11 protein-coding genes are annotated in these 12,105 nt (G+C 71.7%); 4 read left to right on the top strand and 7 right to left on the bottom strand.

Features of this window, described 5'->3' with window-relative positions:
• Positions 1-1,043 (top strand): WD40 repeat domain-containing protein (locus tag LE181_RS27980; protein ID WP_225664295.1); only part of this gene is annotated, 1,043 nt, incomplete at its 5' end.
• 207 nt (positions 1,044-1,250) lie between these two features.
• A complete protein-coding gene (locus tag LE181_RS27975) occupies positions 1,251-1,445 on the top strand; it encodes a hypothetical protein (protein WP_225664294.1) in 195 nt (64 codons plus the stop codon).
• Positions 1,446-1,480: 35 nt separating this feature from the next.
• Here LE181_RS27975 and LE181_RS27970 read toward each other — a convergent pair whose 3' ends face one another.
• Together LE181_RS27970 and LE181_RS27965 are read right to left on the bottom strand one after the other, a co-directional pair.
• Positions 1,481-3,004, bottom strand: coding sequence for a M28 family metallopeptidase (locus LE181_RS27970; protein ID WP_225664293.1), 1,524 nt, complete (start codon positions 3,002-3,004; stop codon positions 1,481-1,483).
• A gap of 230 nt (positions 3,005-3,234) precedes the next feature.
• Positions 3,235-4,023, bottom strand: coding sequence for a VOC family protein (locus tag LE181_RS27965; RefSeq protein ID WP_225664292.1), 789 nt, complete (start codon positions 4,021-4,023; stop codon positions 3,235-3,237).
• A 141-nt stretch (positions 4,024-4,164) separates the two neighbouring features.
• Here LE181_RS27965 and polX point away from each other — a divergent pair, with 141 nt between their 5' ends.
• A complete protein-coding gene (gene polX / locus LE181_RS27960) occupies positions 4,165-5,898 on the top strand; it encodes a DNA polymerase/3'-5' exonuclease PolX (protein WP_225664291.1) in 1,734 nt (577 codons plus the stop codon).
• A 13-nt stretch (positions 5,899-5,911) separates the two neighbouring features.
• On the opposite strand, the gene LE181_RS27955 is transcribed toward polX, so the two are convergent.
• From LE181_RS27955 to LE181_RS27935, 5 genes are all read right to left on the bottom strand, one after another.
• Positions 5,912-6,793: a polyphosphate polymerase domain-containing protein gene (locus LE181_RS27955; protein ID WP_225664290.1), complete on the bottom strand. Its 882-nt coding sequence runs from the start codon at positions 6,791-6,793 to the stop codon at positions 5,912-5,914.
• Positions 6,790-7,428, bottom strand: coding sequence for a DUF4956 domain-containing protein (locus LE181_RS27950; RefSeq protein ID WP_225664289.1), 639 nt, complete (start codon positions 7,426-7,428; stop codon positions 6,790-6,792). Before LE181_RS27950 ends, LE181_RS27955 begins: the two co-directional genes overlap by 4 nt.
• A 169-nt stretch (positions 7,429-7,597) precedes the next feature.
• On the bottom strand, positions 7,598-8,299 hold the full coding sequence (locus tag LE181_RS27945) for a VC0807 family protein (RefSeq protein WP_225664288.1): 702 nt from the start codon (positions 8,297-8,299) through the stop codon (positions 7,598-7,600).
• 120 nt (positions 8,300-8,419) lie between these two features.
• Positions 8,420-8,662 (bottom strand): hypothetical protein, encoded by a 243-nt coding sequence (locus LE181_RS27940; protein ID WP_225664287.1) that lies wholly within the window; start codon positions 8,660-8,662, stop codon positions 8,420-8,422.
• 74 nt (positions 8,663-8,736) lie between these two features.
• The gene (locus LE181_RS27935; protein WP_225664286.1) at positions 8,737-9,399 is read right to left on the bottom strand and encodes a pyridoxamine 5'-phosphate oxidase family protein; all 663 of its coding nucleotides are present in this window, start codon (positions 9,397-9,399) and stop codon (positions 8,737-8,739) included.
• 355 nt (positions 9,400-9,754) lie between these two features.
• Between LE181_RS27935 and LE181_RS27930 the strand changes: the two genes are divergently transcribed.
• Positions 9,755-12,001 carry a terpene synthase family protein gene (locus tag LE181_RS27930; protein WP_225664285.1) on the top strand — a complete coding sequence of 749 codons (2,247 nt, stop codon included), beginning with the start codon at positions 9,755-9,757 and terminating at the stop codon, positions 11,999-12,001.
• Positions 12,002-12,105 lie beyond the last annotated feature (104 nt).

The raw sequence follows: 12,105 nt of genomic DNA, 5'->3' as shown, positions 1-12,105 counted from the left end.
CGACGGCCGGCGAGGACGGCACCCTGCGGCTGTGGACGCCGCGTGCCGCGGCCGGGGCGGTACCGTCCGGCCCGGCCTGGCTGGACGCGGCCCTCAGCCCCGACCGTTCGCTGCTGGCCGTCGCGGGCCGGGACGGCACCGTGCGGCTGTGGGACGCCCGGCACCGCACGGTGCGGCGCACGGTGCGGGTGTCCGGTGAGGCGGTGCGCGCGGTGGCGTTCAGCCGTGACGGTGCGCTGTTCGCGGCGGGTGACGGGCACGGCGGCGCGAGCGTGTGGCGCACCGCCGCACCGGACCGTCCCGTGCGCCGCTGGCAGGCCCACGGCCGGGCGGTCACCTCGCTGGCGTTCCGCCCCGGGGATGCGTCCTCACTCGCCACGGCCAGTGAGGACGGCACGGTGCGGCTGTGGCGCGTGATGGGGGCGGGCGTCCGTCCGGAGCTGCGCGTCTCCGGTCACGAGGACGCCGTCTACCGGGTGGTGTTCCTGGGCGACGACAGGCTCGCCACGGGCAGTCAGGACAACACGGCCCGCATCTGGCGCGCCTCCGACGGTCGCGAGCTGCACCGGCTGACCGAGCACGCCGACACCGTACTGGGCCTGGCGGCGAACCCGGCGGGCACCCTGCTGGCCACCGCCAGCCGCGACTACACGGTCGGGCTGTGGGACGCGCGCGACGGGCGCAGGCTGCGGACCCTGGCCGGCCATACGGGTCCGGTGACCTCGGCGGCCTTCGACCCGGGCGGCACACGGCTGGTGACGACGGGCCGCGACGACACCGTGCGGGTCTGGGACGCGCACGACGGGCGGCTGCTGTTCACCCTGACCGGGCACACCGGGCGGGTGCGGGCCGCGGCCTTCCTCGCCGAGGGGGGCCCGGTGGTGTCGGTCGGCGAGGACGGCACCGTGCGCTGGTGGAGCCTGGGGGTGCGTGCGGTGCTGGCCGACGCGTGCCGGGCGGTGGGCGACGTGGGCCGGGACACCTGGCGCCGGCTGCTGCCGGACGTTGCCTATGCGCCGGGCTGTCACCCCGAGGGGTCATAGCGCGCCCGGGACGCCCGGCCGCCGGCGTGAGGCCACATGGTGAAGGCGCAGGTCAGCGGGGGTTGTCCGGCGCCTGCTGATCCGGGCAACGGGCAACCCCTGGCTCACGCCCCGTCATATGCCGAGACTCAGAACACCGGACGGCTTGATTCCGCACAGCCGGCCGTCCCGGCGCCCCCGGCCGACGTCGACGAAAGAAGCCCGGACATGAACGCCCACGTGAACGTCTGCAAGAACGACGGCATGCACCCCGACCTGCCGGACGCCTTCGCCTTCGCCGTGACGGTGGCGGCCTGCATGACGCTGGTCCTCGTGGACCACGCCCCTCCTGCGGCCTTCACCGAGTACGCCGCGGCCTTCACCGGCCTCTGCACCGCCTGGTACAACCGCCCCCGGCCATGACGACCTCCCGGCAACGGCCGGGGGCGGAGCTGTGGTCAGCCCTTGACCGGCTCGTTCAGGGAGCTCAGGTCGTGGGCGTAGATGCCGACCGCATGGGCGATGACGTCGACGTTGGTGTCGAAGACCTTGAGGTCGAGGTTCTCCAGGGTGTCGCCCGCCCCGTGGTAGTTCGGGTCGTACGCGGTGCCCGCCGTGCCGCCGAACCTCGCGGCCTGCTCCTTGGTCTTGATGCCCTCGGCGCCGGTGAAGGTGCCGCCCGCCGGGATGCCGGCCTTGATGAACGGGCCGTAGTCGGACCGGCCGTCGAAGTCGGTGCCCTCGTGCGGCGAGCGACGGCCGTCGAGGTAGCCGTTGATCAGCCGCTCGATCTGTGCGGAGCCCTGTGGGCCGGGGCCCTCGCCCTTGTGGTCGGAGTCGTCGCCGTCGTAGACGAACTCGACGGGGTTGGGCGAGGCGATCATGTCGAAGTTCAGGTAGAGCGCGGTCTGCTTGCGCTGCTTCTCGCTGAGCTGCTTGACGTAGTGCTCGGAGCCGAGCAGACCGAGCTCCTCGCCGGACCACCAGGCGAAGCGCACCTTGTTGGTGGGCTGCTGGCCGTGGCCGCGCGTCTCGGCGGCGAGCTTGAGGGCGACCTCCAGCAGGCCGGCGGAGCCGGAGCCGTTGTCGTTGATGCCGGGGCCCGCGGGCACCGAGTCGAGGTGGCTGCCGAGCGCCACCACGTGGTCGGCACTGCCGCCCCGGGTCTCGGCGATCACGTTGCGGGTCTGGCGCTTGATCGCCTCGGTGCTCACATCGAGGTTGACCTTGGTCTCGCCCTTGGCGATCTGCGCGGCCAGCGCCTCGCCGTCGGCCAGGGAGATGCCGCCCGCGGGGATGTGGGCGTTGGCCGGGTCACCGACCGTGCCGTGGACCGGCTCGGTGCCGGAGTGGTTGTAGAGGATCAGGCCGATCGCCCCCGCCTTGGCGGCGACCTCCTCCTTCTGCTGGAAGGTGCAGTTGCCGCGCTTGACCAGCGCGATCTTGCCCTTGAAGTCGCCGGAGGCGTAGTCGTCCAGCTCGCAGCCGGGGGTCCCGTCCACGCGGGCCGCGGCGAGGGGTGCCACGAGACCGCCCGCGGGCGAGGACTTGCTGAAGCTGTAAGCCGTCACCTTGACGTCGCGCGGCTCGGGCGAGACGACGGCGAGCTTCTCGCGCTGCGTCGTGGACTCGTAGAAGTCGAAGTTCTGGTACGAGACGTCGTAACCGGCCTTCTTCAGCAGGCGGTAGACGTACTCGGTGGACGCCTTGTGGCCCGGCGTACCGGCGGCGCGGTTGCCGCCGTTGTCGTCGGCGATCTCCTGGAACGCCTCCAGGTGACGGTAGGCGCTCTTCCCGGAGGACGCCTTGACCAGCTTCTTGGCGAGCCGTTCGGCCTTGCCGTGCTGCTGGGCCGAGGTCGCCGGCCGGGCGTCGGCGGGGGCCGCGGTGGCGAGCAGTACGGGGGCGGCGACGACGCTCGTGACGAGAGCCGCTATCGCTCTGCGACGGAACTGGGCGCGCACGGAGGTCCTTTCCGGCACGGGTGGACCCTCGTGGTGCCCCCCGGCCTGCGGTCATCGCGATCGGACGGCGATCGCGCTGAACGGGACGGTAGCGAATCCGCGCAGGTCACGGGAGGGGTCGACGAACAGTTGACACAAGATCGACATCTTCCGCACCGGCACCGGCCACCGGTCCGGGACAGCACCGCTTCTGACGGACCGTCGCACGGCCCGGCCACCGGCCCCCGCCGGCACACCGGGCCGGAGCCTCAGGGTGCAGCGCTCGTGATCACCGCGAAGGGCGCTCCGAACGGGTCGAGCAGCATGGCCAGGCGGCCGATGCCGGGGACGTCGACGACGGGGATGACGACCGTCGCCCCGGCTTCGGTGGCCGTGGCCACCGTGCCGTCGGAGTCGGCCACCTCGATGTACGGATGCCATTCGGAGCGCGAGCCCGCCCGGAGGTTCTCGGCGGGCAGTTGCATGAGCCCTCCGTGCATGGTCTCCACGCCCCCGCCGGCCGGCCCGGCGACGGTGTAGACGAGCTCCTCACCCATCGGCATGTCCCGCAGCTCCCAGGCGAAGACGGAACGGTAGAAGTCCTTGGCCGCGTCCGCGTCGGTGGTGTAGAGCTCGATCCAGCTGACCGCGCCGGGCGCGTTGACGAGGTCCAGGCCGTCGATGTCACCGGGCTGCCACACGGCGAAGCGGGCCCCCGCCGGGTCGGTGAAGCCCGCCATGCGTCCGGCGGTGAAGACGTCGAACGGCGGGAAGCGGACCGTGCCGCCCGCCTGCTCGACGGCCTTGGCCGTGGCGACGGCGTCCGTGGTGCGGAAGTACACCGTCCAGGCGGAGCTCGCCCCCTCCTCCGTCAGCGGCCCCACGGCCCCGACGGTCCTGCCGTCCAGGCGGAAGAAGCCGTAGCCGCCCGCGTCCGGCCCCGCGGGGTCGAACTCCCATCCGAAGACGCGGCGGTAGAAGCCGGCGGCAGCGGCGACGTCGGGCGTGCCGAGGTCGAGCCAGTTCGGCCCGCCGGGGACGTGCGTGGATGTCAGCATGGTGCGGCTCCTCCGGCATGTGCTGCCGCGTGCGGCAAGGGGCGGTCGGACGGATCTCAGCATGGCAGGGGCCACTGACAGCCGCCCCCGGACGCGGCCGGCCGGAGTGTGCCGGCGGCCGCCCCGTGGCAGGCTGGAGCCATGGCCCGGCCCAATGAGGAGGTCGAGGCGCTGCTGCAGGAGTACGCCGACCTCGTCGCGATCACCGGTGGCGACGCCTTCAAGGCGCGCGCCTACGAGAAGGCCGCCCGGGCCATCGGCGGCCATCCCGGCGACGTCTCGAAGCTCGACGCCAAGGGGCTGCGGGACATCCCCAACGTCGGGAAGTCGATCGCCGACAAGGTCGTGGAGTACCTGAGCACCGGCCGTGTCACCGCCGTCGAGGAGGCCAGGGCGGCCATCCCGGCCGGCGTGCGGGAACTCATCACCATCCCCACGCTCGGCCCCAAGAAGGCCATGACCCTCTACGAGGAGCTGCACGTGTCCTCCGTGGAGGAGCTCCTCGACGCCATCCACGAGGAGCGGCTGCGCGAGCTCAAGGGGTTCGGCGAGAAGACCGAGGCCAACATCCTCCACGGCATCGCCCTGATGCAGAAGGCCGGCAGCGGCCGTATCCTGCTCGGCGCCGCCACGGACGTCGCGGAGCAGATCGTCGCCGACCTCTCCGGCATCAAGGGCTGCGAGGGCTGCGCGTACGCCGGGTCGCTGCGGCGCATGCGGGAGACCATCGGCGACATCGACGTCCTCGTCGCCGCCGACCGCTCCGCCCCCTTCATGGAGGCGTTCGCCGCACTCCCCTACGCCGCCGAGATCATCGCGCACGGCCAGAAGAAGACCTCCCTCCGCACGACGAAGGGCCTGCAGGTCGATCTGCGGGTATTGCCACCCGCCTCGTGGGGGGCCGGGCTGCTGTACTTCACCGGCTCCAAGGCGCACAACATCCGCATCCGCGAGATCGCGGTGCGGCAGAAGCTCAAGCTCTCCGAGTACGGCCTGTTCGACGTCGACAGCGGCGCGAACATCGTGTCGGGCACCGAGGAGGAGGTCTACGCACGGCTCGGGCTGCCCTGGATCGCGCCCACCCTGCGGGAGGACCGGGGCGAGATCGCCGCCGGCCTGCGCGGCGAGCTGCCCGAGCTGGTCACCGACGGCGACATCCGCGGCGACCTGCACACCCACACGGACCTGACGGACGGGGTCGCCTCCCTGGAGGACATGGTCGAGGCCGCCGCCCGGCGCGGCTACGCGTACTACGCCGTCACCGACCACGCCCCCGACCTGTACATGCAGCGCATGACCGACGAGAAGATGCTCGCCCAGCGGGAGCGGGTCCGGGCGCTGGACGGCAGGCACCGGAAGATGCGGCTGCTGCACGGCACCGAACTCAACATCGGGCCGGACGGTGGTCTGGACTGGCCCGACGACTTCCTCGCGGGCTTCGACCTGTGCGTGGCCTCCGTGCACTCCCATTTCCACCAGAGCAGGGCGGAGCTGACACGGCGTCTGGTCCGGGCCTGTGAGAACCCCTACGTGGCGATCATCGGTCACCCCACCACCCGCCGGATCGGCAAGCGCCCGGGCATCGACGCCGACTTCGACGCGGTCTTCGAGGCGTGCGCCAGAACGGGCACCGCCCTGGAGGTCAACTCCCATCCGGAGCGGCTCGACCTGTGCGACGAGGACATCCTGCGCGCCAAGCGCTACGGAGTGAAGTTCGCGGTGAACACCGACGCCCACTCCACCACGCACCTGCCCTACATGCGCTACGGCGTCGGCACCGCCCAGCGCGGCTGGCTGACGAAGGACGACGTGATCAACACCTGGCCCCTGCAGCGCCTGCGGCGCTTCCTGCGCCCGGGTGGGCACGGGAGCTGAGGCGGGTTCGGCCTCAGCCGGCGCCGGTGAAGACCAGGCGTGCCGCCCTGCGCCAGCGGTTGGCGGGCAGGGACGGGTGCAGCGCGGCCAGTGCCCCGCAGTACTTGGTGAGGACGACCGGCCGCATGCCGTGGGCGTGCAGCAGCCGGTCCGCCGCGGTCAGGTGGCCGGTGCCCTTGGTCTCCACCAGCACCAGGCCCTCACGGGCCCGGACGCTCCGGCCGGTGCGCAGGTCGGTGCAGACCAGTCCGGCGTCGCAGGTCATGCGCTCGCCGTCGGCCACGAGGGTCGCCCGGACGTAGTCGGTGCCGAGGGAGGGGTGCAGGGCCTGCGGGGCGTCGATGCCGTAGGCGCGCTGCAGGGTGGCGGCCAGGAAGTCGCGGAACGGGGCGTCCTGCGGGGTGTCGTCGCCGGTCAGGGGGCGGCGGTGCTTGACGGTGTCGCCCCGGCAACCCTTGAGCTTGATCTCGAACTGGCGCTCTCCGGTGTCCTGGTAGACGCGTTCGCGGATCTTGAAGCGCAGCCGTCGGCCCTGGCGGTGGTCGTGGAAGGACCGCAGCTCGGGGGTGTCGTAGTAGACGGAGTGGTAGCGGAAGGTATTCCGCCGTTCGATGGTCAGGGCCCGGAACGGGCCGCCCGGCCGGTGCGGGTCGGTGAGCCGTGCGGCCAGCCGGGCGAACGTGGCGGCGGGCACGAGGTAGCTGCGGTCGAAGCGGGCCAGCAGTTCGGCGCGGGCGTTGACCTCGGCGAGCGGGACGGGCGGGGCGGCGGCCGCGGCACGCGTGATCGCCTGCACCGCCGGCGGGGCGAGGACCTCCGGCGGCTCGGCCAGGGGCCGGGCGGCGGGCAGGGTTGCGGCCGGGACGGGGGCCGGGTCGGTGGCGGGGGCGCTCATACGGTCTCCCAGGCGGGCTTGCCCCGGTACGGGCGTTCGGCCTGGCCATTGTCCACCGCCTGGGGCGGTGTTCCCGGGAGGGGCTCGCGGTAGCGCACGTCGACGACCGTCAGATCGCGGACGTAGTCGACCTCCATGACCGTCCAGTCGAGGGGCTCCCCGAGCCGCCGGGCCAGGTCCGCCCGCAGCGCGGCCGGGTCGGCATGGACGGTGTCGAGCGTGACGAGCGTCCGGCGGGAGCGGGCCAGGAGTCGGGGGTGGTCGGCGCAGTAGACCACCAGCAGGAGGATGCCGCCGAGCGAGGCGGCCCTGGGCAGGCTCAGCTGCGGCAGACCGCAGACCAGGCCGAGGACCAGGGTGGTGAAGTAGTAGGCGACCTCTTCGTGCTGCACGGCGTCCGAGCGGAGCCGGATGATCGACAGCACCCCGAAGAGGCCGAAGCCGAGGGTCAGGCCGCCGTTGCCGCCCGTCGAGGCGAGCGCCGCCACGACCGTGAACAGCGCGACGTTGAGGGCGAGGTAGGCGGGGACCAGGTCGCGGCGCCGGTGCCGCGGATAGTAGACGGCGAAGGTCAGCAGGCAGACCGCGACGAGGTCGAGACCAAGGTGAGCGGCAAGGTGTCGCACGGATTCCATCGCTTCCTCCTTCAGTGCGTCAACGCCTGGGGGACGCAGAGGAAACTCTCGGCGAACAGAGTCACCGGGCTGGGTTAATCATGCGAATCCTTGACGTGATCCCTCCGGACTTGACCAAATCCGGAGGGATCACGTCCCGTTCGGCCTTCTTGCGGACCGGTTGCGCCCGTTACGCGGCCGTGGCGGCCGCAGCGGCCTCCCGGGCGGCCATGGCGGCCTGCCCCCGGGCGCGGGCCCGCTTGGAGTAGGTGATCGTCCAGGTGACGAGGACGACCGGGACGCCGTAGGCGAGGACGGAGTTCACGCCGACCATGGTGCCGGTCGACAGGGCGTAGGACAGTCCGATGCGGGCGCCGGCCTCGACGACGTACCCCACGCCCCAGACCGTGGTGATCGTGCGCATGACACGCCGGAAGCCGGGCTGCTCCGCCCACAGGCCGTTCCAGCGCTCCAGGCCCTCCTTGGTGCCGTCGGTGCCGAACTTGCGGCCGAAATAGAACATCAGCGGGCGCGGCAGGGCCAGCGACACGAGGCAGACCACGCCGAACAGACCGGTGACGGCGGACTCCTTGACCAGCAGAAGCCGCGTCGAATGCGGGCCGGCGACGGTGACGACCAGGGTCAGCACCATGAAGATCAGGGTGACCACCGCGAATTCGTCGATCCGCCGCTGCCAGATCAGGTGGATCACCGTGTCCAGCACCGGCCACGCACCCGAGACCACCAGCGCCGCGAAATCGCTCCAGCCGGCGTCCTTGAGCTGTTGGTACGTCACCATCGGCAGGACGACGTTGAAGACGATCGAGACGACCCACCCCAGGACGGTGGCTTTCTTCACGCCCTTGGACGGCGCGGACGACTGAACGGACATCAGAATCCCCCAAGATCAAACATCAGAGCGAACGGACCCTAGGGGGAAAACCAGCCATGTGGCAAACGAACGCCCCGACCGCCGGCATCACGGGATACCGGCGGTGGGGGCGCTGTCCGTTCAGCCCTCGGACAGGGGCGAACGGAGGTAGATCTGACCGACCGTCTCCTTCGGCAGCTGCCCCTTGAGGAGGGAGGCCGCCTTGCCGACCGGTGCGGCGTCGATCGGGGCCAGGTGGGTGACGCGGCCGGCGAGCGGGGCGGGGGCGGGGGCACCCTCGCCGCCGGCCGCCCGGGCGCTGCCGGCGGTCGAGGCAAGGCCGCAGGCCGCGAGGAGGACCGAACCCGCCGCGACGCGATTCATGAGGCGATTTTTCATGACCTGTCCAACGACCGTGTGCGGGACCCGACACGACCGTGCCGGCCCCGGCGCAATCCTCAGTCGTACAGATGATCGGCGTATTGCGGCCCGTAGTACCGCTCCAGCTCCTCCAGCGTCTGTCCGGTCGGCTCCAGCGCCTGGGCGATGCGCGCCCGCGAGGGGACCGCCCCGGGATCCCACGTCTCCGGCTTCCACAGGCCCGAGCGGAGGAACGCCTTGGAGCAGTGGAAGAAGACCTCCTCGATCTCGACGAGGAGGGCGACCCGGGGGCGGTGCCCCTTCACGGCCAGCCGGTCGAAGAACGGCGCGTCCTTCAGGAGCCGGGCGCGGCCGTTGACGCGCAGGCTGTCGCCGCGCCCGGGGATCAGGTACAGCAGGCCCACGTGGGGGTTGACGAGGACGTTACGGAAGCCGTCGGCCCGCCGGTTGCCCGGTCGTTCCGGCACCACGACGGTGGTGTCGTCGAGGACGAGGGTGAACCCGGCCGGGTCACCCTTGGGGGAGCCGTCGCAGCTGCCGTCCGCCCCGGCCGTCGAGATCACGCAGAACGGCGACTGCGCCAGCCACTGCCGGTCCTGCTCCGCCAGCCGGGTGCGCACCTTGCCCGCCGCCCGCGCCGTCGGCGGGCCGCCGAGCAGCTCCGTCAGCTCCTCGTCCGAGGTGATCTCCACCATCCCGTCGGCAAGCGTCCCGGCGGTGCGTATCCCAGACGTCTCCATCGGCAATCCCCCTTCGCGCGCTACGGATTCGCACGGCGCGGGGCCCGGGCCCCGCGCGGGCCGTGCGAGCATGCAGCCAGCTTATGCACCCGACGCCCGGCCTGATCACGGCTGTGTCCGACGCCTCACCTCCTGGAATCACCGCGCACCTGACGTTCGAACGGCCCGGGCCCGAACCGGCGTGGCGGCCGGACGCCAGGACAAGATCGTTAATCCGACCCGCTGCGATCTTCACCATATTGGGCGGAAATCCTACTTTCCACTCCCTTCCTCCGGAGCCGGCGCCCTAGCGTGCCGGGTGATCCGAGCCCCGTCGCTCACCCGCCCCGGCTCCCCGCGAAAGGCCGCGCACGCGATGCCGAACCCCTTCGAGCTCCCCCGCTTCTACACGCCGTATCCGGCACGCCTCAATCCCCACCTGGACAGCACCCGGGAACACACCAAGGCGTGGGCCAGGGAGATGGAGATGATCGAGGGCTCGGGCATCTGGGACGAGTCGGACTTCGACTCCCACGACTACGCTCTGCTGTGCTCCTACACCCATCCCGACGCCTCGGCGGTGCTGCTCGACCTGATCACCGACTGGTACGTGTGGGTGTTCTTCTTCGACGACGACTTCCTGGCCCGCTTCAAGCGCACCGGGGACATGCGCGGCGCGAAGGAGTACCTCGACCGGCTGCCGGCGTTCATGCCGCTGGAGTCGGCCGTGCCCGACGAGGAGCCCACCAACCAGGTCGAGGCGGGCCTGGCCGACCTGTGGGCCCGTACCGTCCCGTCGATGTCCCCGGAATGGCGCCGGCGCTTCCACGAGAGCACCTGGCACCTGCTGGAGGAGTCCCTGTGGGAGCTGTCCAACATCAACGAGGGGCGGGTCGCCAACCCCGTCGAGTACATCGAGATGCGCCGCAAGGTCGGCGGCGCCCCCTGGTCGGCCCATCTCGTCGAGGTCGCGGCAGGGGCCGAGGTCCCCGACCGCATCGCCGCCAGCCGGCCGATGCGGGTCCTCAAGGACACCTTCTCGGACGGCGTCCACCTGCGCAACGACCTGTTCTCCTACGAGCGCGAGACACAGAACGAGGGCGAGCTGGCCAACGCCGTCCTCGTGCTGGAGCGGTTCCTGGGGTGCAGCACCCAGGAGGCCGCCGACGCCGTCAACGACCTCCTCACCTCGCGGCTGCAGCAGTTCGAGCACACCGTCCTGACCGAGCTGGAGCCGCTCTTCGCCGAGCACGCCCTGGACGCCCCCGCGCGCGCCGCCGTCCTCGCGTACGTCAAGGGACTGCAGGACTGGCAGTCCGGCGGCCACGAATGGCACATGCGCTCCAGTCGCTACATGAACGGCGCCACCCGCGGCGACTCCCCCGCGGCCGGCGCCCTGCTGGGCGGCCCGCTCGGGCTGGGAACATCGGCGGCGCGGCTGGTCCCCTCCATCCTGGCGTCCCTGCCGGCCCGGCTGCGCAGCTACACGCACGTCCCGTTCGAGCAGGTGGGCCACCTGCCGCTGCCCGACTTCGACATGCCCTTCCCGACCCGGCTGAGCCCCCATCTGGACCGCTCGCGCCGGCGGAACCTCGACTGGGGGCACCGCATGGGCTTCCTCGCGCCCGAGCCGGGCGACCCCCTCGCCGGCTGCTGGGACGAAGGCAAGCTCCGCGACTACGACTTCGCCCTGTGCGCCGCCGGCATCCACCCCGAAGCCACCCCCGAAGAGCTCGACCTGGCGACGGACTGGCTCACCTGGGGCACCTACGGCGACGACGCCTACCCCGCGCTCTTCGGCCGTTCCGCCGACGTCACCGCGGCCAGGACGTGCACTGCACGGCTGAAGGAGTTCATGCCGCTCGACATGGGGCTCACCGACGCCCCCCGCAATCCCCTGGAGCGCAGCCTGGCCGACCTGTGGGACCGCACCGCGGCGCCCATGCCCCGGGACCACCGCGAGGAGTTCCGCACCGCCGTCGAGGACATGCTGGACAGCTGGCTGTGGGAGCTCGCCAACCAGCGGCAGAACCGCATCCCCGAGCCCGTCGACTACATCGAGATGCGCCGCAAGACCTTCGGCTCGGACCTCACCATGAGCCTGTCCCGGTTCGGCCACGGCAAGTCCCTGCCGCCGGAGATCTACCGTTCGCGCCCGGTCCAGGCCATGGAGAACGCGGCCGCCGACTACGCCTGCCTGATGAACGACGTCTTCTCCTACCAGAAGGAGATCCAGTTCGAGGGCGAGGTGCACAACTCCGTCCTCGTCGTCCAGAACTTCTTCAACTGCGGCCGCCGCGAGGCCCTGGCCATCGTCAGCGACCTCATGAGGTCCCGGATGCGGGAGTTCCAGCACGTGGTCGACTCCCAGCTGCCCGTCCTCTGCAAGGAGTTCGAGCTGGACGCCGCGGGCTGCGCGACGCTCGAAGGCTACGCGCAGGAGCTCAAGGACTGGCTCTCCGCGATCCTCACCTGGCACCGGGAATGCCACCGCTACGGGGAGGCCGACCTGCTGCGCCACAACGCACCGCCGACCGCTCCGCCGGCAGCGCTGCCGTGGGGCACCCCCACGGGCCTGGGCACCTCCGGCACCCGGCTCGCCACGCTGCTCGGCTCGCGCTGACGCCGCACACCCCGCCCGCCGTCCGTGCAACCGGACGGCGGGCTGCGGCGTCCCTGACGGGACGGGAACGATCAAGGACGACAGGAGCCGCAGATGACGGGAAC

The sequence above is a fragment of the Streptomyces sichuanensis genome (genome assembly GCF_020328095.1).
Lineage (GTDB): Bacteria > Actinomycetota > Actinomycetes > Streptomycetales > Streptomycetaceae > Streptomyces > Streptomyces cinnamoneus.
This window is presented reverse-complemented; position numbering and strand designations above follow the sequence as displayed.

Excerpts from the sequence above, each read along its gene's own strand:
- LE181_RS27965 (WP_225664292.1), bottom strand. The coding sequence starts at position 4,023 with ATGCTGACATCCACGCACGTCCCCGGCGGGCCGAACTGGCTCGACCTC.
- LE181_RS27955 (WP_225664290.1), bottom strand. The coding sequence starts at position 6,793 with ATGAGCGCCCCCGCCACCGACCCGGCCCCCGTCCCGGCCGCAACCCTG.
- LE181_RS27945 (WP_225664288.1), bottom strand. The coding sequence starts at position 8,299 with ATGTCCGTTCAGTCGTCCGCGCCGTCCAAGGGCGTGAAGAAAGCCACC.
- LE181_RS27975 (WP_225664294.1), top strand. The coding sequence starts at position 1,251 with ATGAACGCCCACGTGAACGTCTGCAAGAACGACGGCATGCACCCCGAC.
- LE181_RS27930 (WP_225664285.1), top strand. The coding sequence starts at position 9,755 with ATGCCGAACCCCTTCGAGCTCCCCCGCTTCTACACGCCGTATCCGGCA.
- LE181_RS27950 (WP_225664289.1), bottom strand. The coding sequence starts at position 7,428 with ATGGAATCCGTGCGACACCTTGCCGCTCACCTTGGTCTCGACCTCGTC.
- polX (WP_225664291.1), top strand. The coding sequence starts at position 4,165 with ATGGCCCGGCCCAATGAGGAGGTCGAGGCGCTGCTGCAGGAGTACGCC.
- LE181_RS27940 (WP_225664287.1), bottom strand. The coding sequence starts at position 8,662 with ATGAATCGCGTCGCGGCGGGTTCGGTCCTCCTCGCGGCCTGCGGCCTT.
- LE181_RS27935 (WP_225664286.1), bottom strand. The coding sequence starts at position 9,399 with ATGGAGACGTCTGGGATACGCACCGCCGGGACGCTTGCCGACGGGATG.